The following is a 22,730-nucleotide window of genomic DNA, read 5'->3' on the forward strand; positions in this document are numbered from 1 at the left end:
GACACCGCACGGCCCCGCCCCATGAAGATCCTGTTCATCCACCAGAACATGCCCGGCCAGTACAAGCATCTGGCCCGCCTGATGGCCGAGGACAAGGCCAACCAGGTCGCCTTCATCACCCGTGAGGGCAAGCCGGACATGGCGGGTGTGCAGAAATCCACCTACAAGCCGTCGCGCGAGCCGCACCCCTCGACCCACCATTACCTCCGCCTGCTCGAGGGGCACGTGCTCTACGGCCAAGGGGTGGTGCGCGCCGCGCTGTCGCTGCAGCAGCGCGGCTTCCGTCCCGACGTCATCTGCGCCCACACCGGCTGGGGCGAGGCGATGTTCATCAAGGACGTCTTTCCCGACAGCCCGCTGCTGGCCTACTGCGAGTTCTACTACCGCGCCCGCGGCGCCGACATCGGCTTCGACCCCGAGTCCGCGCCCGACGTCGACAAGATGGCGCGCACCCGCTGCCGCAACGCCCACATGCTGATCGGCATGGAGGCGATGGACTGGGGCGTCACCCCCACCCGCTGGCAGTGGAGCCTGCACCCGGAACCCTTCCGCGAGCGCATCTCCGTCATCCACGAGGGCGTCGACACCGAGCTCTGCCGCCCCGACGAGACGGCGACCCTGCCGCTGCCCGACGGCACCGTGCTGACCCGGCGCGACGAGGTGATCACCTACGTCGCCCGCAACCTCGAACCGTACCGCGGCTTCCCCACCTTCATGCGGGCGCTGGAGGAGGTCTGCCGGCGCCGGCCCAACGCCCGCGTCGTCGTCGTCGGCGGCGACGAGGTCAGCTACGGCAGCGCCCCGGCCGACGCCGCCAACTGGCGGGAGAAGATGCTCGCCGAGGTGCGCATCGACCCGACCCGCGTCCACTTCCTCGGCAAGGTGCCCTACGACCGCTTCCTGCGCGTGCTGCAGGTGTCGCGGGCCCACGTCTACCTGACCTTCCCCTTCGTCCTGTCCTGGTCGATGCTGGAGGCCATGGCGGCCGGCTGCCTGATCGTCGGTTCCGACACCGCCCCCGTCGCCGAGGTCATCGAGGACGGCCGCAACGGCCTGCTGGTCGACTTCTGGGACCCCAGGGCCGTCGCCGACCGCCTCGACGCCGTCCTCGACCACCCCGACCACATGGCCGGCCTGCGCGCCGCGGCGCGGCGCACCGTGCAGGAGCGCTACGACCTGCGCAGCGTCTGCATCCCGGCGCAGATGAAGCTGATCGAGGACGTCGCGGCGCGGCGCCGGCCGGCCGGCCTCGGCGCGCCGTGACGGCGCCGGCATGAGCACCGGCGCGCCCGATCCCGTCGCCGCCGCGGCCGCCGCGGCGCGGCGCGGCGCCTTCGCCGAGACCTGCCGCCATCTCGAGGCGGCGCTTCGCCTCGGCGACCGCTCGGCGCGCGTGTACTACAACCTGGGCGTGGCGTACGGCCGGCTCGGCGATCTTCCCCGCGCGGTTGCCGGCTACCGGTTGGCGCTGGCCGAGGACCCCGCCCATGGCGGGGCGCACACCAACCTCGGGCAGGCGCTGCTGGCCCGGGGCGACCGCGCCGGCGCGGCGGCGGCGCTGCGCCGGGCGCTGCGGCTGGCACCGGACGACGCCCGCGCCCACAGCAACCTGGCCGTGCTGTTCATGAGCGGCGAGGGCGGTGACGGTGAAGGCGGGGGCGGCGAGGGCGCCGGCACCGCGCGCCGGCTGCGCGCCGCGCTGGCGCTGGCGCCGGCCTACGGGCAGGGCTGGTACAACCTGGCCCTGCTCGCCCAGAAGCGCGAGGCCGCCGACACCGGCACCCTCTTCGCCCGCGCCATCGCCTGCGGCGACGCCCCGGCCCGTGCCTGGTACGGCCTCGGCGTGGTCGAACAGCAGCGCGGCCGCGCCGACCTCGCCGAGGCGCTCTACGCCCGCACCCTCGCCGCCGATCCCGAGGACGTCGACGCCCGCGCCAACCGCATCATCGCCCTCCAGGAGGAGGGCCGGCTCGACGAGGCCATGGCCGAGGTGGACCGCCTGCTGGCGCGCGTTCCCGACCACGCGACCGCCGTCTACGTCCGCGGCTGGACGGCGCTGCTGCGCGGCGACCTCGCCGCCGGCTATCCCGACTACGACACCCGCTGGCGGCGGCCGGCGCCCGAGCTGCGCCAGCACCGCTTCTCCGCGCCCTTGTGGGACGGGCAGCCGCTCGGCAGCGGCCGGCTGCTGCTGTGGGGCGAGTTCGGCGTCGGCGACGAGATCGTCATGGCCGGCCTGCTGGACGAGGTGCTGGCGCGGGGCATCGCCGTCGTCCTGGAGACCGATCAGCGGTTCGTCGCGCTCTTCGCGCGGTCGTGGCCCGGGGTGACGGTGGTTCCCCGCGGCGACCCGCCGGACCCGCGGACCCTGGCCCCCGACATCGCGGCGCAGAGCTCGACCATGCGGCTGCCCCTGCTGCTCCGCCCCGACATCGCCGCCTTCCGCTCCCACCGTGGCTATCTCCGCCCCGATCCCGACCGCGTGCGCCACCACCGGGCGGCGTTCGCGGCGCTCGGGCCCGGCCGCACGGTGGGGCTGGCCTGGACCAGCGGCAACCCGCGCACCGGCGGGCGCAAGTCCATCCCGCTGGAACGCTGGGCCCCGGTGCTGGACGTGCCGGGGCTGCAGTTCGTCAGCCTGCAGTACGACGCGGCGGCGGCCGACCTCGCGGCGGCGCGCGCCGCCGGCCGGACCAACCTGTGGCCCAACGCCAATCCGGACTTGCGCGACGATCTGGAGGACCTGGCGGCCCAGGTGGCGGCCCTCGACGCCGTGGTCACCATCGCCGGCATCAACGCCCACATGGCCGGGGCGCTCGGCCGGCCCGGGCTGGTGCTGCTGCCGCGCACGCCTTTGTGGTTCTGGTTCGACCGCGGCGCCGACTGTCCCTGGTACCCCAGCCTGCGGCTGATCCGCCAGACCGCCGAGGGCGACTGGGCCGGTCCCATCGCCCGGCTGGCGCGGGAACTGCGGGCGCTGGCGGCCGCCTGACGGCTACCCCGCGGGCGCCACGTCGATCACCATCCGATGCCCCCGCTCGCCCGACGGCGCGAAGGGGGCGCTGTACTTCAGGCGGATCGGCGCGTCGGCGTCGAGGATCAGGCGGGTCCCCGCCGGGGGCAGCGGCTCGGTGCGGAAGCGCAGGCCCGGCGTTCCGCGCAGCGTGCCCTTGGGCGCCGCCGTCCAGCCGACGTCGGCCAGATCGAACACCAGGGTGCGGTCGTCGCGCCGGCGCGCCGGCGGCGGCGGCATCGGTCCGGACAGGTCGAGGACGATCCGCGTGGCATCGGGGTGCGCGCCGTAGCGGACCCCCGTCACCGTGAGCCGCGGCGCGGCGTCGGCGGCCGGCTTGCGCGGCGGCGCGGCCGGAGCGGGAGCGGCGGCGGGAGAAGGGGCAGAAGGGGCCGAAGGGGCGGGGGAGGCGGCCGGCGGAGCGGGAACGGCGGCTGGCGCCGCCGCCGGCGGAGCCGGGCGTGCGCCGTCCGCGGCCGGCAGACGGACCACCGTGCCGGCCGGCAGCCACGTGTCCGGCAGCTCCGGGTTGGCGGCGCGCAGGGCGGCGGCCGAGCGGCCGGTGATCTCCGCGACCCGGTCGAGGCTGCCGCCGCTGCGGACGACGTAGCGGCCGTCACCGCCAGCGGCGGGCCGGTCCCCGCCGCCAGCGGCCGGCCGGTCGTCGGCAGGCTCCGCCGGCGCGGTGGGGGGCGGTGCGGCGGATGGCGGCGGTTCGGGTGCGGCCGCGGCGGGCGGCTGGGACGGCGGCGGCGAGGGAACCGGCGGCGCCGACGGGGGGACCGCCGCGGGTGGCGTGTCCTGGGCGCGGTGCACGGTCGCGCCGGGCGCCAGCCCGGCGGTGCGCCCTTCGGCCTCGCCGAACTTGCGGTAGTGCTCGTAGCCGCTGGCGAACGTGCCGCGCAGCACGGCGGCGGCCACGTCCGGGTAGGCCGTGAGGTAGGCGTTCTCGCGCCAGCCCGGCGGCGGCGCGGCGGCGTCCCACACCGCCTCGTCCGGCGCCGGACCGAACAGCGCCTCGGCGAAGTCGCCGCGCACGCCCAGGCGGTCGGCCAGCGTCGAGGCCAGCCAGGGCAGCAGGACGACGCTCAGCAGCGCGACGAGGCTTTTCCACATCGCAGATCGGCCATCCCGTTGCGGTCGGCCCGGCCGTCCGGCCGGGGAGCGGTCAGCGCCCGCCCTTTTCGTTCAGGTACCGGTAGGCCTGATCGGCCAGCCACAGGTCGAAGGCGTCGTGGATGTCGATGCCGGACGCCGTGTCGGTGACCTCGATGATCTCGACCCGGTCGCCGATGCGGCGGCCCTGGCGGATCAGCGCGGACCGGCTGGCGCAGGCCAGCCCGGTGTCCTCCCGGAAGATCGGCGTGCGCGTCTGGCGCGGCCCGTACACCGCCATCCAGTCGAACACCCGCTTCAGCTCGCCCTCGGGCGTGCGGTACCAGAAGTTCTTGTGGGTCTTGTAGGCGGCGAAGACGCTCTCCAGCTCCGGGCGCTCCTTCAGCAGGGTGACGGCGCGGGTGATCCAGGCGGGATCGCGGAAGATGTCGGTGGGCTGCAGGAAGACGACGATGTCGAACGGCCCGTCCACCGCCTCGGCCCGCTCCAGCGCGTCCTTCAGCACCGGCTCGGTGGGCGTCAGGTCCTCGGCGAGCGACGGCTCGCGCAGGAACGGGGCCCAGGCGCCGGCGGCGACGGCGGCGTCGCGGATCGCCTCGCTGTCGGTGGTGATCAGCACCCGGTCGCAGACGCCGGAGCGCACGGCGTGCTCCACCGAATGGGCGATCAGCGGCTTGCCGCCCACCGGCAGCACGTTCTTGTTGGGCAGGCCCTTGGAGCCGCCGCGGGCGGGGAGGATGGCGATGACGCGGCTCATTGGATGCTGCCCTCCAGGCTTACGAGTTCGTCGGCGATCACCCGGGCCACCGCCAGGCTGACCGCATCGCGGATGTCGACGAGGCCCCAGAACTGGTCGACCACCTCGAAGCCGACGGCGTCCCCCAGGCGGCGCCCGTGGCGCAGCAGGTGCGGCCGCGTCGCCAGGCCGAGGCCGATCATCTCCTGATAGTACGTCCGGTCGCGCAGGTCGCCGCCGGGGCTCAGCGCTGTGATGGTGGAATCCTCGTCGAGGTGCCAGAGGTTGGCCTTGAACTGGCGCACGCACACCACGCTGTCGAGGTGCGGCCGGGCGCGCAGGTTCTCCACGGTGCGTCCCACCAGGCCGCGCGGGCGGAAGGGATGGGTGGCCTCCAGCACGGCGATCACCGCGGCGTCCGGCCGCAGGTCGGTCATCGCCGCCAGCAGGGCCGGCACGTAGTCGCGCTCCGTCCGCTCGTGCACCCGCACGCCGTGGCCGAAGGCGCGGGCGGCGTCCTTGACCTCGGCCGAGTCGGTGGTCACGGCGATGGTGGCGCCGGGCAGCTCCTCGACCGCGGCGGCCAGGGTGCGCTCCAGGCTGGAACGGCCGGCCAGCGGTTCCAGCAGGCGGTCGGTGCGGCCGCCGGCCAGCACCGGCACGAGGACGAGAAGGGCCTGCTCCGGCGCGCTCATCGCTTGGAACTCCGGATGATCTCGATGACCTCGGCGACCCGCTTGGCGCGGCCCTCGTCGCGGCCCTGGTGGATGCCGTGGTGGTGGTAGACCCGCATGTGCGGCTCGTAGACGATCTCGTAGCCGGCGCCGATCATGCGCCGGCCCCATTCGCGATCCTCGACGCCGCGGATCTCCTCGTCGAACGGCTGGTCGCGCCAGATCGACTTGCGGATGCCGGAATTGGCGTTGTGGAAGAAATAGTCCTTGCGCTGGCGCACCCGCTCCTCGCGGAAGGTGGTCCACAGGTCGCGGCGGTCCATGTAGGAGGTCTCCGGCAGCGGCTCCTGGCGGCCGTAGACGCCGCACACGCGCTCGTCGCCCTCCGGCCCGAGATGGGCCAGGAGATAGTCGCCCCACAGCTCGTCCACCGGCACGCAGTGGGCCGAGACGAGCGCCACCACCTCGTGGCTGGCCGCCTCGATGCCGATGTTGAGGGCGCGCCCGTAGCTGAACGCGTCGCGGCCGATGGTCAGAACCTTGCAGCCGAAGCGCCGCGCGATCGCCACGGTGTCGTCGGTGGAGTCGTTGTCCACCAGGACGATCTCGATGTCGCGCACGCGCTGGTTCCGCAGGGCGGTGCAACACCGCCCGATCCAGGCGGCTTCGTTTTTGGAGCGGAGGACGACGCTGATCATGGGGCCCGTTGCGGCGATCCGGAATCTCGCCGATCAAGTACCCCATCCACCCCCCTCGTTACAACCGGCCATCGGGCGGCCCGTCGCCGGACGACGCGGCGGCCGGTGCGGCACGGCGGCGCGGGCGCCGTTCAGACGGCGAGCCAGCCCGGCTCCAGCGCCGCGGGGTCGACCCCCTGGAGCGTCACCGACGCCCCGGCGCCGAGAGCGAGCCGGAGGCTGCCGTCCGCCGCGACCAACCATCCTTCCTCCGGCGGGAGGGCGCCGGCAAGGAGGACCAGGCGGTCGCCTTCGGCCGGGTCGAAGCCGATCACCGTGTCGGCGCCGCCGCCCGGGCCGAACACGAAGGAGTCGGCCCCGGCGCCGCCGTCCAGCGTGTCGTCGCCGGCGTTGCCGTGCAGCACGTCGTCCCCGGCGCCGCCCATCACCAGATCGGCCCCTTGCCCGCCGAACACGGTGTCGGCGCCCTGGCCGCCGTGCAGGGTGTCGTCGCCGCCGTGGCCGTAGAGGATGTCCGGGGCCTGGAAGCCGTGCACGAGGTCGGCGCCGTCGGCGCCGCGGATCAGGTCGTAGCCGGCGCCGCCCGCCAGCGGCGCGCCGCCGCCGTCGCCGAGGATCTCCTCGTCGTAGCCGTAGAGCCGCTGGACGGCCGCCACGTCCAGCGGCATGGGGGTGGAGGGGTAGCCGCCGTCCGGCGCCGGGTTGTAGGACATCACCGTGGCGGCGTGGTCGCCGGCCAGCCCCAGATCCTGCTGGAAGGGGTGCGACAGGCCGAGCACGTGGCCGATCTCGTGCACGGCGATCCACGCCGACTGCGCGGCCCCGTAGAACTCGGGCGAGTCCGGCAGGCCGACGAAGCCGCGGGTGATCGCCGCGCCCTCGTCGTCGGCCCAGAACAGCGACCAGCCCTTGGCGTCGGCGGGCGCCTCCAGCGCCTCCAGGGTGGTGATCCGTATGTCGGCCACGTCGGCCGACCCGACCTGGGTCAGCGTCAGGCCGCTGGCGCGATCCCACGCGCCCATCGCCGCATGGACGTACGGCGTCCAGGCCTCGAGGCTGCCGTCGATGTGGTAGGTCAGCCCGGTGTCCGCCCAGCGCCAGCCGGCGGGATACAGAATGGCGTCGACGTCCATGCCCGTGCCTCCGCGGACGCACGGTCGCGCCGTGCCTGCCGCCATGTCGTGCCGGACCGCGTCCAGCAGGCACGAGACGTGAGGAGGAATTCCCGTCCTTCCATGGTCGAAAAAGGAAGACAAGGGAACGCAGAGGGGCCGCTTCCTTCGGCGGTGCCCCTAATGCCGTCGATGTCCCGGCGGAGACCGGGCGGCAAGAACGGGGTCGGACGGCGGCACACCCGGAGAGGTCCGCCCGACGAGGATTGCCTCGGTCGGGCGGAACCGGTGCGGATTGCTTAGGGCGTCCTTGGTCCCCTTTCGGCGAGGGCGGGCCCGGCAGGGCCCGCGCAGGGGCTCAGACGGTGCGGCCGACCGCTTCGGCGACCGCGCGCATGGCGGTCACCATCGTCGCGAACTCGGCGAAATCGACGGGCTGCAGCGGGTCGACGGCGGCGTTGGCCGGGTCGGGGTGCACCTCGATCATCACGCCGTCGGCCCCGGCGGCGATCGAGGCCAGCGCCATCGGCTTCACCCAGGGGCGCCAGAAGGTGGCGTGCGAGGGGTCGGTGACCACCGGCAGGTGCGTCACCTCCTTGGCCGCCGGCACCACCTGCAGGTCGAGCAGGAAGCGCGAGGTGCCGCGGTGGGTGTGCGGGGCGACGATGCCGCGCTCGCACAGGATCACCTGGCTGTTGCCCTCGACCAGGATGTATTCGGCGGCGCCCAGCCAGTCGCGCAGCGAGCAGCCGAAGCCGCGCTTGAGCATCACCGGCTTGCCCGTGCGCCCCACCGCCGTCAGCAGCGGATAGTTCTGCATGTTGCGGGTGCCGATCTGCAGGATGTCGGCGACGGCGGCGACGGCGTCGAGATGCTCGGTGGCCATCACCTCGGTGATGATCGGCAGGCCGCTGGCCGCCCGCGCCTTGGCGAGCCATTCCAGGCCCTGCTCGCGGGTGTCGAAGTACTTCTCCGACCGGTAGGGGAAGGTCAGCGGCTTGAAGGCGCCGCCGCGCAGGATGTGGGCCCCGGCCGCCTTCACCGCCTTGGCGGTGTCGACGATCATCGCCTCGTTCTCCACCGTGTTGGGTCCGGCCATGATCGGCACCAGCGGCCCGCCGAACTCGACGCCGGCCACGGTGAAGCGGGTGACGTGATCGGGGTCCTTCTTGGCGGCGAGCGGGAACTTGGAGGCGAGATCCTCGGCCGAGATGTCCTTGCCGGGGGCTGCGTTGCTGATGGCCATGATCGATCCTGGTGCGTGAAGCCGACGTGGGTCGGGCGTCGAACGGCGCGGAGTATAGGCCCGCCCGCCGGCCCGGCCAACATCGTGTTCGGGCATCGTCTCCGGGGCGCGTCCCTTGACAGCGACCGGGAGCGTGGGTGTTGTGGAGGCCCGTTCCCTGCCGTCCGGTGCCGCGCCCATGTCCGATCAGCGTATCGTCGGCTTCATCGACTCCATCAGCGGCGACCGGGTGTACGGCTGGGTGTGGGACCGCGAGGAGCCGGAGCGGCGCCTGGAGGTGGAGATCCGCGACGGCGACCGCCGCCTCGGCGCCGTGGTCGCCGACCTGCCCCGTCCGGACCTGCGCATGAACGGCATCGGCGACGGCCGCTACGCCTTCGAGTTCCTGCTGAACGGGGCCGAGGTCGATCCGCTCCACCTGCGCGCCCTGGTGCGCCCGGCCCCGGACGCGGCCCCCGTCGAGGTGCCGAAGAGCGCCAACGCCGTGAACCCCGAGCTCCTCGACACGGGCAAGGCGCTGTTCCGCCTGATCGAGCTGTTCGAGATGCTGCACGGCAACCAGGTCGCCGTCGCCCGCTCCCTGCCGGCCTCGCTGGGCGAGCTGCGCGGCGCCGTCCAGCAGGATCTGCGCACCGAGGTGGTGCGCCCGCTCGACGGCCTCGCCGCCGCGTCCGGCGCCGGCTTCGCCGGCCTGGAGAAGCGGCTGTCCGACCTGGAGGTGTTCGTCACCCGGATCGACGCCACCCTGCGCTCCATCGACCGCAAGGTGGAGGCGGCCGCCGTCCGGCGCGACGACCGGGCGCTGCGCCTCATGGTGGGTGCCCTGCTGGCCGTGGTGCTCGCCGCCGTCGGCGCGGCGGCGGTCCTGTACGCCACCCCGTAGCCGCCACCGTTTTCGGCCTTTGCGCCGTCCGCCGCCGCGCCCTTTGCGGAGGCGGGCAGACTCGCAAAAGCCGCCCCCGGTCCCGAGGGCGGCTTCTTTCATGCCCGCACGCGCCGTGTGGACATGGGGCTGGACGCGGCCCGCCCACCGCTATATAGTCCGGCTATATTGCGCGGCCCGGACCTCCTCCAGGCGGACCGTGCCGCGGGACAGGGAGGACGGCATGCCGGTGGAGGCCTCGGTCGCGTTGCGCGGAGACGGTGGATCGCCGGTGGGGCGCGAGCGCATCCGCCTCCTCGAGGCGGTGGGCCGGCAGGGCAGCATCTCCGCCGCCGCCCGCACCGTGGGGCTGACCTACAAGGCGGCGTGGGACGCCATCGACGCCATGAACAACCTGTTCGGCCGGCCGCTGGTCGGCACCCGGGCCGGCGGGCGCAAGGGCGGCGGCGCCGTCCTCACCGCCGAGGGGGTGCGGGTGGTGGAGACCTTCCACCGCCTCGAGGCGGAACTGGCGCGGACCTTGAAAGCGCTCGAACCGCAGCTCGACGGGACGGGCATCTCGGCGACCAACCTGATGTGGGGATTCCTGATGCGGACCAGCGCGCGCAACGCCCTGCGCGGCACCGTGACCGCGGTCGCCGAGGACGCCGTCAACGCCGAGGTGTCCCTCGCCATTTCCGGAACGACCACGCTCCACGCCGTGATCACCCGCGACGGCGCCCGGACCCTCGGCCTGGTGCCCGGCCGCGAGGCGGTGGCGCTCATCAAGTCCTCCTTCGTGCTGCTGGCGCCGGCCGGCGAGGTCGGCCGGGTGTCGGCGCGCAACCAGATCGCCGGCACCGTCTGCCGGCGCGAGGAGGGCGGGGTGAACACCGAGATCGTGCTCGACATCGGCGGCGGCAAGACGCTGACCGCCGTCATCACCGCGCACAGCGCCGCCGAGCTGGACCTGCGGGTCGGCGCCCGCGCCTGCGCGCTCGTCAAGGCGTCGGACGTCCTCCTGGCGGTCGACTGAAGCAGAACCGGAGACCCAGCGCATGAAGCGGACCTTCCTTGCCCCCCTGGTCGCCCTGGCCCTTTCGGCGGCCGCCCTGCCGGCCGCGGCCGGCGAGACCAACATCGCCGTCGCCGCCAACTTCACCGAGGCCGCCAAGGAGATCGCCGCGGCCTTCGCGGCGAAGACCGGGCACAAGGCGGTGCTGAGCTTCGGCTCGACCGGGCAGCTCTACACCCAGATCACCCAGGACGCGCCGTTCGACGTCCTGCTGGCGGCCGACGACGAGCGTCCGCAGAGGGCGGTGGACGAAGGGCTGGGGGTCGCCGGCACCGTGTTCCCCTACGCCGTCGGCCGGCTGGTGCTGTGGAGCCGGGAGCCGGGCAAGGTCACCGGCGAGGACACCCTGACGTCCGGCGCCTTCGACAAGGTGGCGATTGCCAGCCCGAAGGCCGCGCCCTACGGGGCCGCCGCCGTGCAGGCGATGAAGGCGCTCGGCGTCTACGCCGCGCTGGAGCCGAAGATCGTCCAGGGCAACAACATCGCCCAGACCTTCCAGTTCGTCGACACCGGCAACGCCGAAGTGGGATTCGTCGCCCTGTCCCAGGTGATCGCCCGGGACGGGGGGTCGCGCTGGGTCGTTCCCGAGACGCTGCACGATCCGATCCGCCAGGACGCCGTCCTGCTGAAGAAGGGCGCCGACGACGCGGCGGCCAGGGCCTTCGTCGACTTCCTCAAGGGGCCGGAAGCTGCCAAGGTGATCCAGAAGTACGGCTACGGCACCGCGGCCAACGGCTGAGCGCCGTGCCGCCGGGAGGGGAGGACGGGCGATGATCTGGCCGCCGGTGCTGCTGACTCTGCAGCTTGCGACGCTCACCACGTTCATCCTGCTGCTGGTCGGCACGCCGGTGGCCTGGTGGCTCGCCCGCTCCGGCGCCTGGTGGAAGGAGGCGGTGGCGACGGTGGTGGCGCTGCCCCTGGTGCTGCCGCCGACGGTGCTCGGCTTCTACCTGCTGGTGCTGCTGGGCCCCGACGGCCCCGGCGGCTGGCTGGCCGGACTGTGGGGGGCGCGGTCGCTGGCCTTCACCTTCGAAGGGCTGGTCTTCGGCTCCGTCCTCTATTCCATGCCGTTCGTCGTGCAGCCCATCCGCAACGCCTTCGAGGCGTTCGGCGACCGTCCGCTGGAGGTGGCGGCGACCTTGCGCGCCTCGCCGCTCGACGCCTTCCTCACCGTGGCCCTGCCGCTGGCCCGGCCGGGCTTCCTCACCGGCGCCGTGCTGGGCTTCGCCCACACGGTGGGCGAGTTCGGCGTGGTGCTGATGATCGGCGGCAACATCCCTGGCGAGACCAAGGTGCTGTCGGTCGCCATCTACGACTATGTGGAGACGTTGGAGTGGGACAAGGCGCATCTGCTGGCCGGCGGCATGCTGGTGTTCTCGTTCGTCGTGATCCTGGCGATGATGACGCTGGAGAAGCGGATCGGCCGTCCGCGGAGCTGACCGGGGCGGCGCCCGCCGGCATGGCGGCCCGCTTCCGCGGGCCGCTCGGCGCGTTCCGGCTGGACGTCGCGTTCACCGCACCGGGACGCGGCGTCACCGCCCTGTTCGGGCCGTCGGGGTGCGGCAAGACGACGGTGCTGCGCTGCGTCGCCGGCCTGCACCGGCCGGGCGACGGGCATTTCTCCCTGGACGGCGAGGTCTGGCAGGACCATGCCACCTTCCGTCCCACCCACCGCCGTCCCGTCGGCTACGTCTTCCAGGAGGCGAGCCTCTTCGCCCACCTCTCGGTGCGCGACAACCTGCTGTTCGGCCGGCGCCGCGCCATGCGCGGCGGGGCGCCGGAGTCGGTGCGGTTCGACGACGTGGTCGGCCTGCTCGGCCTCGGCCGCCTGCTCGACCGCGCCCCGGCGCGGCTGTCGGGCGGCGAGCGCCAGCGGGTGGCGATGGGGCGGGCGCTCCTGTCGCAGCCGCGCCTCCTGCTGATGGACGAGCCGCTGGCGGCGCTCGACCGCTTCAGCAAGGAGGAGATCCTGCCCTACCTGGAGGCGCTGCACGACGCCCTGTCGATCCCGGTCCTCTACGTCAGCCACGACATCGCCGAGGTCGAGCGGCTGGCCGACCACCTCGTGCTGCTGCAGGAGGGGCGGGTGCTGGCGGCGGGGCCGCTGCCGCTGCTGCAGGCCGACCCGGCGCTGCCGATCGCCCGCATGCCCGACGCCGGGGTGACCTTGCCGGCGGTGGTCGTCGGCTTCGACGCGGCGTACGGGCTGACGGCCCTCGGCGTCGAGGGCGCCACCCTGCAGGTGCCGGGCGATCTCGGCGCCGTCGGCACCCGCCGCCGCGTGCGCATCGCCGCCTCCGACGTCAGCCTGGCGCGCCAGCCTTCGGCCGACAGCACCATCGTCAACACGCTGCCGGCCCGCATCCTCTCCGCCGACGTCCAGGACATCGCCCAGGTGACCGTCCTCCTCCGCCTCGGCGCCGAGCGGCAGGGCGCCCGCGTGCTCGCCCGCGTCACCCGCAAATCCTGGGAGGCGTTGCGCTTCACCCCCGGCGAGGCGGTGCACGTCCAGGTCAAGGGCATCGCCCTGGTGGCGTAGATCGGGCGCGCCGCCCCCCTTGACGGCGCGGCCGCGCCTCCTTACGTGATCGGCGCGAAATGGATCCGGGCCCCTCTGGCGGTCGAGTCGTCGACCGCGATGTCGGATCCCTTCACCTGCTCTTGCGCCGACGGGCGCGACCGCATCTGGAGGGTTCGATGACGACGGCGGTGCTGTGGTGGAACGGCGGCAGAGCCGTTGCGCCCGCGGCCGCGGTCCGCGTCCGGTCCCGTGATCCCCATCCAAGAAAAACCGTCCTGTCCATTGCCGGCGCCCGCCCGGCCGTTCCCCGTCCCGCGCGACGGGACGGCGGCGGGCGTCGTGCGTCCTGAGGGAGCTTCCGCTATGTTCGACCCGCACCCGCAACAGAGCCGCTGGGGCAGTCCCACCCGCGCCGTCGACGCGGGCGTCTTCGACGAGGGCCTGCGCCGGCACATGCTGCGCGTCTACAACTTCATGGTGCTGGGCCTGGCGCTGACCGGCGTCGTCGCCTTCGTCGTCGCCAGCACCCCGGCGCTCTACGTGCCGATCTTCACCACGCCGCTGAAGTGGGTGGTGATGCTGGCCCCGCTCGCCTTCGTCATGGTCCTGTCCTGGCGCTTCGACCGCATGTCGGCCAGCGGCCTGCAGGCCCTGTTCTGGACCTTCTGCGGCGTCATGGGCCTGTCCATGGCGTCGATCTTCCTGGTGTTCACCGGCGCCAGCGTGGCCCGGGTGTTCTTCATCACCGCCGCCATGTTCGCGGCGATGAGCCTGTGGGGCTACACCACGAAGGCCGACCTGTCGAAGATGGGCTCGTTCCTGATCATGGGCCTGATCGGCATCGTCATCGCCAGCCTGGTCAACATCTTCGTCGGCTCCAGCGCGCTGCAGTTCGCGATCTCGGTGATCGGCGTCATCGTCTTCACCGGCCTCACCGCCTACGACACGCAGACCATTAAGGAATCCTACGCCGAGCACTACGGCGAGGAGGCCAACACGAAACTGGCGGTGATGGGCGCGCTGTCGCTCTATCTCAACTTCATCAACCTGTTCCAGATGCTGCTGCAGCTCATGGGGCAGCGCGAGGAGTAAGGCGGCCGACGCCAACCCGAGGACATCGAGACGACCATGGACCAGACCGAACGCCAGATCATCGACGAGCTGTTCGCCAAGCTCCGCCAGGCCGAGGCCCAGTCGGGCCCCCGTGACGCCGAGGCCGAGGCCCACATCCGCGAACGCGTCACCGCCCAGCCCGCCGCGCCCTACCTGATGACCCAGGCGGTCGTCATGCTGGAGAACGCGCTGGCGGCCGCCCAGGCCCGCAGCCAGGAACTGGAGCGGGAGGTGCAGGAGCTGCGGGAGCGTCCGGCGGCGTCCGCCGGCATCTTCGGCGGCCTGTTCGGCGGCGGGGCCAAGCCGGCCGCCGCGCCGTCGCGTCCCGCGGTCCCGTCGGGCGGGCCGCGCCCCGGCTCGCCCTGGGGCGGGGCGCCGGCCGCGACGGTGCCCGGCGTCGACCCGCGCCTCGGCGCCTACGCTCAGCCGGGCGGCCGCTTCGGCGGCGGCGGCGGCGGCTTCCTGGCCGGCGCCATGCAGACGGCGCTGGGCGTTGCCGGCGGCGTGCTGCTGGGCAACGCGCTGGCCGACGCCTTCATGGGCAACGACGCGGCCGCCGCCGAGCCCGCGGCCGAACCGGCCGCCGAGCCCGCCGCCTACGAGGCTCCGGCCGAGGAGCCGCCGGCCGAGGACGCCGGCTGGGGCGGCGACTTCGGCGGCTTCGACGACGGCGGCGGCGAGGAGATCTGAGCCGCACGCGCGACGGGGCGGAAGGGGCGGGGCGGCGGACGCTCCGCCCCTTTCGCTTTCCCCCCGGACTTCCCACCCTATAGATCCTCGGAAGCAGGCGCCGGCGGAGGCGGGATGGCGGAGGAAGCGGCGGCGCGGCGGATCGCCGCGGTGGCGACGGGGGAAGGGCACGTGGTCTTCGTCACGTGGGGCGACGGAACCGACCACGACGTCGACCTCTCCGCCGCCTGTGCCCACCTCTGCGGCGGGCCCTTCCGCAGCGTCGCGGTGGTCGACGGCGGTGGCGCCCTGCGCTGGGCCGACGGCACCGGGATCGCCGTCGGGGAGCTCTGGGACATGGCGCTGGTCCAGGACGCCGAGCGGCTGCACCGCTGGGCGGACCGGCGCCGGCTGGCGCCGGACGCGCTCGCCGACGCGCTCGGGCTCGACGGCGCGGCGGCGCGGCGCTACCTCGCCGGGGAACGGCCGATCCCGAAGACGGTCAAGCTCGCCATGATCGGCTACGACGTGGTGTGCCGGCCGGCCCGGTGAACGGCCCGGGCTCCCGCCGTCGGGTTGCCGATTGCCAAGCCGCCGGATTCCCGCCACAGTCCGGCCGTCGACCGCTGCGGAGGGCGCCGTCTTGGGATTGAACGCCTGGGAAATCCTGATCGTCCTGGTGATCGTGCTGATCATCTTCGGGGCGGGAAAGCTGCCGTCGGTGATGGGCGACCTCGGCCGCAGCATCCGCGTCTTCAAGGCCGGCCTGAAGGACGGGAGTGACGACACGCCGCGCGGCGGCTGAGCGGCAGGGCACCAAAGCGCACCCTGCGCTGTTCGCTAAGCAAGTTTGCCCGGAGCGGGCCGCATGCGGCCCGCTCCGGGCAAACTTGCGGACACCATGGTTTTGCAGGATGTCCGGGACATCACCGGGAAGGGGGACAGGGTGCCGAGGCGGGCATGAACCATCTAGTGGCGTACGGCAGCCTGTTTCTGACGTCGCTGGGGGCCGCCACCTTCCTGCCGATCCAGTCGGAGTTCGTCCTGATCGGCCTCTACCTGTCCGGCGACTATTCGAACTTCTGGCTGCTGGTGATCTCGACGGTGGGCAACACCCTGGGCTCCACCGTCAACTGGGCGCTCGGCCGCTACATCGAGCACTTCAAGGACCGCCGCTGGTTCCCCATCAAGCCGGCGCTGATCGAGCGCGCCTCGGGCTGGTACGAGCGATGGGGGGCGTGGTCGCTGCTGCTGGCCTGGGCGCCCTTCATCGGCGATCCCCTGACCTTCGCCGCCGGCATCCTGCGCGTCAACTTCTGGCTCTTTGTGTCGCTCGTCGCCATGGGAAAGATGATGCGCTACGCGCTGGTGATGACGGCGCTGTGACCGGCGGGCGGCGGCTGCGGTGCGGAACACCGGCCTTCGCGGCGGCGTTCGTCCGCGGTAGGCTCGGGCTCGACCGTGGCGTCCGACACCACCAGGCAGGACCGGCGATGTTCTTCTTTCCCCTGTACGACGACAACCCGACCCGGCGCTTTCCGGCGGTGACGCTCGCCATCGTCGCGCTCTGCGTCCTGGTGTTCGCCTGGCAGTTCACGCTGGGGCCGCGCGCCGAGGCGCTGGCGGTGTTCTCCTACGGGCTGGTGCCGGCGCTGCTGTTCGGCTACGCCGAGCTGCCGCCGCAGGTGGCGGCGGTGCCGCCCTGGGCGACGGTGGTCACCTCGCTGTTCCTGCACGGCGGCTTCCTGCACCTCGGCGGCAACATGCTGTACCTCTGGATCTTCGGCAACAACGTCGAGGACAGCATGGGGCGCGGCCGCTTCGTCCTGTTCTACCTGCTGTGCGGGGTCGCGGCGGCGCTCGCCCAGAGCCTGGCCGCGCCGCAGTCGGAGGTGCCGATGATCGGCGCCAGCGGCGCCATCGGCGGCGTGCTCGGCGCCTATCTCGTGCTGCACCCGCGGGCCAACGTGCGGGTGCTGCTGTGGATCGTCATCTTCGTCACCCTGGTGAACGTGCCGGCGGTGATCGTGCTGGGCGTCTGGTTCCTCGGCCAGATCCTCAGCGGCATGGCCACCCCGACCGGCGGCGGCGGGGTCGCCTTCTGGGCCCATGTCGGCGGCTTCATCGCCGGGGTGGTGCTGATCCCTTTCTTCCGCCGCCGCGACGTCGGCCTGTGGCAGCCCGCCCACAGCCGCGCCTTCACCACCCTGCCGCCATCCAGCGCCCTGCGCCGCCGCGGCAGCGTGCCGGACGCCGGCGACCGCCGCCGCCCCTGGGGCTGAGCGGTCAGCGCCGCTGCCGCCACCAGCTCGCCAGCCGGCGCCAGCGGCGCTCGCCCACCACCACCATGACGGCGGCGGGGCGTTTCAGCAGCGCCACGTCGAGGGCCAGCAGCAGCAGCCCCAGCGGCAGCATCCACAGCCCCAGAACCGGCAGGAACGAGAACAGGCCGCCGACCATCATCAGCACGCCGACGGGGATGCGGATCCAACTGGCCGACGGCTTGCGCAGGTGCGCGAGCCAGGCCCGGAAGATCTCCGGCAGATGCCGCTCGGCGCGGTCGAAGCGCCGGTCGATCATGCGGTCGGCCTTGGCCGTGGGATGGTCGGATCGCGGCTCGTCCGTGGTCTGTCGGTCGGTCATGGGAGCGTCGGTGCTGGTCATGGCTTCCTAGATGAGGTTTGATCCCGTCGCGCGCAATCGCCCGCCATCGCCCGCCGTCGGCGGGCCGGGGCACGAAGGGAGGAACAGTTTGGACACCGAATCCATCCGGTCCGCGTACCGGCGCTACGCCCGCATCTACGACGACGTGTTCGGCCGCCTGCTGGCATCGGGCCGTCACGCCGCGGTGGCGCGGATCAACCGCCGGGGCGGGCGCCGCGTCCTGGAGGTCGGGGTCGGCACCGGCATTTCCCTGTCGGAGTACCGCCGCGACCTGTCCATCGTCGGCATCGACCTCTCCAGCGAGATGCTGGCGGTGGCGCAGGGCCGCGTGCGCCGCGAGGGGCTCGACCACGTCGAGGGGCTGCTGGAGATGGACGCCGGCCGGCTGGCCTTCGCCGACGCCAGCTTCGACGTGGTGGCCGCCATGTACGTGCTGACGGTGGTGCCCGATCCCCAGGGCACCCTGGCCGAGCTGGAGCGGGTGTGCCGGCCCGGCGGCGAGATCGTCATCGTCAACCATTTCGCCGAGACCCGCCCCGGCCTGCGCCGCAGCGTCGAGCGCGGGCTCGCCCCCTTCTCGCGCAAGCTCGGCTGGCGGCCCGACTTCACCCTCGACGCCCTGCTGTCCGGCTCCGCGGTCGAGGTGGAGGAGATCGACACGGTGCCGCCGCTCGGCCTGTTCAGCGTCCTGCAATGCCGCCGTGCGGCCGCCGCGGGGGAACGGCTCTGAGCCCGCGCGGTTGACGGGGGACGAACCGTTCCCCGAACCGCGAGCAGGAGGTTGGAGCATGGCCGGCAAGCACGAACGCAGCCCGGAGCACGCCGAGGCGCACGACCTCGCCGAGAAGGCGATCGACAAGGCCATCGCCGGCGACCAGGACAAGGCGCGCGACCTGGCCAAGCAGGCGCGCAAGGTCGACCCGAAGATCGGCGAGGAGATGGCCCGCGAGGTCGAGGAGGACCGCCGCGACGCCGAGGGTTACGGCGGCGGCAAGACCGGGCGCTGAGCGAAGGCGGGCGGCAGCGCGGTGCCCGCCGGCCACGCCAGCAGATGGCTCCGGCACACCGCGCAGTCGCTGCTGCCGAAGCCCGGCAGCGGCAGCGGCAGCGCGGCCAGCGCCGCCGCCAGCGCGCATTCGTCGGCGTCCGGGAACACCCAGGCGCCGAGCGCCGTCCCCGCCTCGGTGAGGCGGTCGACGTGCCAGCGCACCGCCTTGCCGCGGCGCATGTGGCGGGCCAGGCGGGCCCGCAGGCCGCCCGGCCCGCGGGCGCTGCCGCAGTAGAGATAGCGTCCGGGCGGCAGCACCGCCGCGGCCCGGCCGGGCAGGGCGACCGGCACCGCCGTGTCGAGGCGGATCGCCAGCACATAGGCCCCGGGGACGGCCGGCACGGTCGCCGCCGCGGCGTGGAAAGCGCAGGGATTTGGCCCGTCCATGACGGCCCAGGATAACCGCCGGCGTGCCGATCCGCCAGCATGCGTCCGGCGGGCCCCTTCCTGATTCCCGGCTGCCATGGGCAAGTGCGTGCGGGTCCCGACCGCCAAATGCAAAGCATTCGCAGCCCCGCCGGACCCGCGCCGTCCAGTCGAGACCATGAAGAGGGTGTGTGGTTTTCACCGGGAACATCGGTTCCGGACGGCCCCAGGGCGGCATTCTGCCGCGTGTGGGGCAAACTGTCGGTGCTGCGACGCGAAATCATTTAACGGCTGGTTTCGGCGGAGTATACTCCGGTCCACGGGGTCGCTTCGTGGAGACGAGGCCATGGATCGCAACGACACGCCGATCGACCGACGGATGGTGGTGGGCCGCAACGGCCTCGACTCCCTCATCGCGGCCCTGCGGGGCGACGGCTACACGGTCGTCGGGCCGCAGGCGCGCGACGGCGCGATCGTCCTCGACCCCCTGGACTCGACCGACGCGCTCCCCGTCGGCCTGATCGACGAGCAGGACGGCGGCCGCTACCGGCTGGTCGACGGGCCGGACGACGCGCTGTTCGGCGCCGCCCTCGGGCCGCACGCCTGGAAGCGCTGGCTCTATCCGCCGCGCCAGACGCTGTGGTCGGCCGAGCGGCGGGAGGGCGGCGGGTTCGCGGTGACGCCGCCGGCCGGAGAGCCGCCGCGCTACGCCTTCTTCGGCGTGCGCCCGTGCGACGTGCGGGCGATGGCCGTGCAGGACCGGGTGTTCGGGGCCGACGCCGGCGCCTCGTCCCGCGCCGGCTCCTACACCGACCGGGGCTACGCGGCCCGGCGCGCCGCCGCCTTCATCGTCGCCGTCAATTGCGGCCGGCCCGGCGGCACCTGCTTCTGCGTCTCCATGGACGGCGGACCCAAGGCCGATTCCGGCTACGACCTCGCGGTCACCGAGCTGCTCGGCGACGGCCGCCACGATTTCCTGCTGGAGTCCGGCAGCGAGCGCGGTGCGGCCATGCTGGCGAAGCTGCCGGGGCGGCGCGCCGAGAGCCGCGACCTGGCGAGGGCCGAGGCCGCCATCCTCGGCGCCCGCACCCGGATGGGCCGGGAGATGGTGCCGGGCGTGGCGGAGCTGCTGGCCGGCAACCTGGAGCATCCGCGCTGGGACCACGTGGCGGCGCGCTGCCTCTCCTGCGCCAACTGCACCATGGTCTGCCCGACCTGCTTCTGCTCCACCGTCGAGGACACGACCGATCTGTCGGGCAACGGCGCCGAGCGGGTGCGGCGCTGGGATTCCTGCTTCACGCTCGACTTCTCCTACATCCACGGCGGCAGCGTGCGGCGCGAGACGCGCTCGCGCTACCGCCAGTGGATCACCCACAAGCTGTCGACCTGGCACGCCCAGTTCGGCGGCTCGGGCTGCACCGGCTGCGGGCGCTGCATCACCTGGTGCCCGGTCGGCATCGACATCACCGAGGAGGCCCGCGCGATCCGCGACTCCGGCCGCGATCCGGGCCGCGGCTCGGGCATGCCCGGCCGGACGGGGGGATGACCGCCAGAAGGGGAGGTGACGATGGTCCAGGTCGAGGGATTGGACCGCCTGCTCCGGGAGCACGCGTTCTTCCGGGACTTCGCGCCGGACGCCCTGGCGCTGCTGGCGGGGTGTGCGCGCAACGAGGTGTTCGGGGCGGGAACGGTGATCATGCGGGCCGGCGCGCCGGCCGACCGTTTCTACATCCTGCGCCACGGCGACGTGTCGGTGGAGATCGGCGTCCCCGGCCGCGGCAAGGCGCCGCTGGAGACCCTGCACGAGGGCGACATCCTCGGCTGGTCGTGGCTGGTGGCGCCCTACCGGTGGAGCTTCGACGCCCGCGCCCTGACCCTGGTGCGCGCCGTCAGCCTCGACGCCGTCTGCCTGCGCGGCAAGATGGAGGAGAACCACGAGCTGGGCTACCGGCTGCTGCAGCGCTTCGTGCCGGTGATGGCCGAGCGGCTCACCGCGGCGCGCCTGCAGCTGCAGGACCTCTACGCCGCGCCCAAGGCGCCGGCGCTGTAAGGGAGGGGCCGATGACCATGGACCTCCTCGCCCCCGCGGTGGCGCCGCCGCCGGCCGCGCTCGACCCGATGATCCCGCGTCCCTTCGTCGTCCAGCGCGTCAAGCGCGAGCTGTCGGACACCTTCACCCTGTGGCTGCGGGCCGAGGACGGCCGTCCCTTCGCCTTCCTCCCCGGCCAGTTCAACATGCTCTACGCCTTCGGCGTGGGCGAGGTGCCGATCTCCATCTCCGGCGACCCCGCCGACCCGGCGGCGCTGGTGCACACCATCCGCTCCGTCGGCAAGGTGACGGAAGCCCTGGGCCGCCTCGGCCCCGGCGCCACCGTCGGCGTGCGCGGCCCCTTCGGCTCGGCCTGGCCGGTGGCGAGCGCGCAGGGCCAGGACGTGGTCTTCGTCGCCGGCGGCGTCGGCCTGGCGCCGCTGCGCCCGGCCATCTACCGGGTGCTGGCGGAGCGGGCGAAGCACGGCAACGTGGTGATCCTCTACGGCGCCCGCACGCCGGAGGACATGCTGTTCGCCCGCGAGCTGCAGCAGTGGCGGGGGCGCTTCGACGTGTCCGTGCACGTCACCGTCGACCGCGTCACCGGAAGCTGGGCCGGCAAGGTCGGGGTGGTGACCAACCTGATCCGCGCCGGCGGCTTCGACCGCCGCAACGCCGTCGCCTTCGTCTGCGGACCCGAGGTGATGATGCGCTACGCCGCCGAGGCCCTGGTGGAGCGCGGCACGGCGCGCGAGCGCGTGTGGCTGTCCATGGAGCGCAACATGAAGTGCGCCGTCGGCTTCTGCGGCCATTGCCAGTTCGGGCCGACCTTCGTCTGCCGCGACGGGCCGGTCTACCGCTACGACGCGCTGGAGAAGCTGCTCACGGTCTGGGAGCTCTAGCCATGGCCGAGATCCGCAAAGCCCAACAGGCCCGGCCCAAGCTGGCGGTGTGGAAGTTCTCGTCGTGCGACGGCTGCCAGCTCTCCCTGCTCGACTGCGAGGACGAGCTGCTGGCGGTCGCCGGGGCGGTGGAGATCGCCTATTTCCTCGAGGCGACGCGGATGGAGATCAAGGGCCCCTACGACGTGTCGCTGGTCGAGGGCTCGATCACCACGCCCCACGACGCCGCCCGCATCCGCCGCATCCGCCGCCAGTCGAAGGTGCTGATCACCATCGGCGCCTGCGCCACCGCCGGCGGCATCCAGGCGATGCGCAACTTCCGCGATGTCGCGGCCTTCACCCGCGCCGTCTACGCCCGTCCCGAGTACATCGACACGCTGGCCACCTCGACGGCGATCCAGGACCACGTGGCGGTGGACTTTGAGCTGCGCGGCTGCCCGATCGACCGGTTCCAGCTGCTCGAGGTGCTGAACGCCTATCTCAACGGCCGCAAGGCGGTGGTGCCGGCGCACAGCCAGTGCGTGGAGTGCAAGATGGCCGGCAGCGTCTGCGTGATGGTGGCGCAGGGCACGCCGTGCCTCGGCCCGGTCACCCAGGCCGGCTGCGGCAACCTGTGCCCGCGGGTCGGGCGCGGCTGCTACGCCTGCTTCGGCCCGCAGGACTCGCCCAACACGGCGAGCCTCGCCCACCGCATGGGCGAACTCGGCTTGGCGCGCCGCGACGTCGCCATGGCCTTCCGCTCCTTCACCGCCAACGCCGAAGCCTTCCGCCAGGAAGGCGACGTGCACGACGAGCGCCCTGGATGAGATCTCAAGATCGACCCCCACCCAACCCTCCCCCACTGCGCGGGGGAGGGCTCATCTCCTCCCCCCGCGTGAGTGGGGGG

The 22,730-nt window shown here is 73.2% G+C and carries 27 protein-coding genes; 19 read left to right on the plus strand and 8 right to left on the minus strand.

The annotated features are described in order from the left end of the window. Nucleotides 1–21 precede the first annotated feature (21 nt). Together ACSBPG_RS02870 and ACSBPG_RS02875 are read left to right on the plus strand one after the other, a co-directional pair. Nucleotides 22–1,263, plus strand: a complete 1,242-nt coding sequence (locus ACSBPG_RS02870) for a glycosyltransferase family 4 protein (RefSeq protein WP_435535594.1) — start codon at nt 22–24, stop codon at nt 1,261–1,263. A 10-nt stretch (nt 1,264–1,273) separates the two neighbouring features. Next, nucleotides 1,274–2,992 carry a tetratricopeptide repeat protein gene (locus ACSBPG_RS02875; RefSeq protein WP_435535595.1) on the plus strand — a complete coding sequence of 573 codons (1,719 nt, stop codon included), beginning with the start codon at nt 1,274–1,276 and terminating at the stop codon, nt 2,990–2,992. A 3-nt stretch (nt 2,993–2,995) separates the two neighbouring features. On the opposite strand, the gene ACSBPG_RS02880 is transcribed toward ACSBPG_RS02875, so the two are convergent. From ACSBPG_RS02880 to aroF, 6 genes are all read right to left on the minus strand, one after another. After that, entirely contained in the window at nt 2,996–4,129 is a 1,134-nt protein-coding gene (locus ACSBPG_RS02880; RefSeq protein WP_435535596.1) for a LysM peptidoglycan-binding domain-containing protein, read from the minus strand. A 52-nt stretch (nt 4,130–4,181) separates the two neighbouring features. Next, entirely contained in the window at nt 4,182–4,886 is a 705-nt protein-coding gene (locus ACSBPG_RS02885; RefSeq protein ID WP_435535597.1) for a cytidylyltransferase domain-containing protein, read from the minus strand. Then, nucleotides 4,883–5,560: an NTP transferase domain-containing protein gene (locus ACSBPG_RS02890; RefSeq protein ID WP_435535598.1), complete on the minus strand. Its 678-nt coding sequence runs from the start codon at nt 5,558–5,560 to the stop codon at nt 4,883–4,885. The genes ACSBPG_RS02885 and ACSBPG_RS02890 overlap by 4 nt, the downstream gene beginning before the upstream one ends. Next, nucleotides 5,557–6,237 (minus strand): glycosyltransferase family 2 protein, encoded by a 681-nt coding sequence (locus tag ACSBPG_RS02895; RefSeq protein WP_435535599.1) that lies wholly within the window; start codon nt 6,235–6,237, stop codon nt 5,557–5,559. Before ACSBPG_RS02895 ends, ACSBPG_RS02890 begins: the two co-directional genes overlap by 4 nt. Before the next feature lie 131 nt (nt 6,238–6,368). Then, nucleotides 6,369–7,370: a matrixin family metalloprotease gene (locus ACSBPG_RS02900; protein WP_435535600.1), complete on the minus strand. Its 1,002-nt coding sequence runs from the start codon at nt 7,368–7,370 to the stop codon at nt 6,369–6,371. Between the two features lie 337 nt (nt 7,371–7,707). Then, nucleotides 7,708–8,595, minus strand: a complete 888-nt coding sequence (gene aroF / locus ACSBPG_RS02905) for a 3-deoxy-7-phosphoheptulonate synthase (protein WP_435535601.1) — start codon at nt 8,593–8,595, stop codon at nt 7,708–7,710. A gap of 178 nt (nt 8,596–8,773) precedes the next feature. Here aroF and ACSBPG_RS02910 point away from each other — a divergent pair, with 178 nt between their 5' ends. From ACSBPG_RS02910 to ACSBPG_RS02960, 11 genes are all read left to right on the plus strand, one after another. Next, on the plus strand, nt 8,774–9,478 hold the full coding sequence (locus ACSBPG_RS02910) for a hypothetical protein (RefSeq protein WP_435535602.1): 705 nt from the start codon (nt 8,774–8,776) through the stop codon (nt 9,476–9,478). Nucleotides 9,479–9,701: 223 nt separating this feature from the next. Next, on the plus strand, nt 9,702–10,493 hold the full coding sequence (locus tag ACSBPG_RS02915; protein WP_435535603.1) for a TOBE domain-containing protein: 792 nt from the start codon (nt 9,702–9,704) through the stop codon (nt 10,491–10,493). 22 nt (nt 10,494–10,515) lie between these two features. Next, on the plus strand, nt 10,516–11,271 hold the full coding sequence (modA, locus tag ACSBPG_RS02920; protein ID WP_435535604.1) for a molybdate ABC transporter substrate-binding protein: 756 nt from the start codon (nt 10,516–10,518) through the stop codon (nt 11,269–11,271). A 31-nt stretch (nt 11,272–11,302) separates the two neighbouring features. After that, nucleotides 11,303–11,971, plus strand: a complete 669-nt coding sequence (gene modB / locus ACSBPG_RS02925; RefSeq protein ID WP_435535605.1) for a molybdate ABC transporter permease subunit — start codon at nt 11,303–11,305, stop codon at nt 11,969–11,971. A gap of 20 nt (nt 11,972–11,991) precedes the next feature. Continuing rightward, nucleotides 11,992–13,071, plus strand: coding sequence for a molybdenum ABC transporter ATP-binding protein (gene modC, locus ACSBPG_RS02930; RefSeq protein WP_435535606.1), 1,080 nt, complete (start codon nt 11,992–11,994; stop codon nt 13,069–13,071). 345 nt (nt 13,072–13,416) lie between these two features. After that, a complete protein-coding gene (locus ACSBPG_RS02935) occupies nt 13,417–14,145 on the plus strand; it encodes a Bax inhibitor-1/YccA family protein (RefSeq protein ID WP_435535607.1) in 729 nt (242 codons plus the stop codon). 36 nt (nt 14,146–14,181) lie between these two features. Further along, on the plus strand, nt 14,182–14,856 hold the full coding sequence (locus ACSBPG_RS02940) for a DUF2076 domain-containing protein (RefSeq protein WP_435535608.1): 675 nt from the start codon (nt 14,182–14,184) through the stop codon (nt 14,854–14,856). Between the two features lie 114 nt (nt 14,857–14,970). Beyond that, nucleotides 14,971–15,387, plus strand: a complete 417-nt coding sequence (locus ACSBPG_RS02945; protein ID WP_435535609.1) for a hypothetical protein — start codon at nt 14,971–14,973, stop codon at nt 15,385–15,387. 97 nt (nt 15,388–15,484) lie between these two features. Continuing rightward, nucleotides 15,485–15,640: a twin-arginine translocase TatA/TatE family subunit gene (gene tatA / locus ACSBPG_RS02950; RefSeq protein WP_435535610.1), complete on the plus strand. Its 156-nt coding sequence runs from the start codon at nt 15,485–15,487 to the stop codon at nt 15,638–15,640. 155 nt (nt 15,641–15,795) lie between these two features. Then, complete coding sequence (locus tag ACSBPG_RS02955; RefSeq protein WP_435535611.1) at nt 15,796–16,221, plus strand: YqaA family protein; 426 nt, start codon at nt 15,796–15,798, stop codon at nt 16,219–16,221. 107 nt (nt 16,222–16,328) lie between these two features. Beyond that, nucleotides 16,329–17,117: a rhomboid family intramembrane serine protease gene (locus ACSBPG_RS02960; RefSeq protein WP_435535612.1), complete on the plus strand. Its 789-nt coding sequence runs from the start codon at nt 16,329–16,331 to the stop codon at nt 17,115–17,117. 4 nt (nt 17,118–17,121) lie between these two features. Here ACSBPG_RS02960 and ACSBPG_RS02965 read toward each other — a convergent pair whose 3' ends face one another. Beyond that, nucleotides 17,122–17,499, minus strand: a complete 378-nt coding sequence (locus tag ACSBPG_RS02965; RefSeq protein WP_435535613.1) for a hypothetical protein — start codon at nt 17,497–17,499, stop codon at nt 17,122–17,124. A gap of 88 nt (nt 17,500–17,587) precedes the next feature. Here ACSBPG_RS02965 and ACSBPG_RS02970 point away from each other — a divergent pair, with 88 nt between their 5' ends. Then, nucleotides 17,588–18,229 carry a class I SAM-dependent methyltransferase gene (locus ACSBPG_RS02970; protein ID WP_435535614.1) on the plus strand — a complete coding sequence of 214 codons (642 nt, stop codon included), beginning with the start codon at nt 17,588–17,590 and terminating at the stop codon, nt 18,227–18,229. Between the two features lie 58 nt (nt 18,230–18,287). Beyond that, nucleotides 18,288–18,506 carry a hypothetical protein gene (locus tag ACSBPG_RS02975; protein ID WP_435535615.1) on the plus strand — a complete coding sequence of 73 codons (219 nt, stop codon included), beginning with the start codon at nt 18,288–18,290 and terminating at the stop codon, nt 18,504–18,506. Here the strand turns inward: ACSBPG_RS02975 and ACSBPG_RS02980 are convergent. Then, nucleotides 18,479–18,889, minus strand: coding sequence for a GIY-YIG nuclease family protein (locus ACSBPG_RS02980; RefSeq protein WP_435535616.1), 411 nt, complete (start codon nt 18,887–18,889; stop codon nt 18,479–18,481). The two genes, ACSBPG_RS02975 and ACSBPG_RS02980, sit on opposite strands and share 28 nt — an antisense overlap. Nucleotides 18,890–19,259: 370 nt before the next feature. On the opposite strand from ACSBPG_RS02980, the gene ACSBPG_RS02985 reads away from it, so the two are divergent. From ACSBPG_RS02985 to ACSBPG_RS03000, 4 genes are read left to right on the plus strand one after another with little or no spacing between them, the layout of a single operon-like run. Beyond that, complete coding sequence (locus tag ACSBPG_RS02985; protein ID WP_435535617.1) at nt 19,260–20,459, plus strand: 4Fe-4S dicluster domain-containing protein; 1,200 nt, start codon at nt 19,260–19,262, stop codon at nt 20,457–20,459. 21 nt (nt 20,460–20,480) lie between these two features. After that, on the plus strand, nt 20,481–20,963 hold the full coding sequence (locus ACSBPG_RS02990) for a cyclic nucleotide-binding domain-containing protein (RefSeq protein ID WP_435535618.1): 483 nt from the start codon (nt 20,481–20,483) through the stop codon (nt 20,961–20,963). 11 nt (nt 20,964–20,974) lie between these two features. Further along, nucleotides 20,975–21,844: an FAD/NAD(P)-binding protein gene (locus ACSBPG_RS02995; RefSeq protein WP_435535619.1), complete on the plus strand. Its 870-nt coding sequence runs from the start codon at nt 20,975–20,977 to the stop codon at nt 21,842–21,844. A gap of 2 nt (nt 21,845–21,846) precedes the next feature. Further along, a complete protein-coding gene (locus ACSBPG_RS03000) occupies nt 21,847–22,650 on the plus strand; it encodes an oxidoreductase (protein ID WP_435535620.1) in 804 nt (267 codons plus the stop codon). The last annotated feature ends 80 nt before the right edge of the window (nt 22,651–22,730 follow it).

The organism is Azospirillum sp. ST 5-10 (assembly GCF_051225715.1).
Taxonomy (GTDB): Bacteria; Pseudomonadota; Alphaproteobacteria; order Azospirillales; family Azospirillaceae; genus Azospirillum.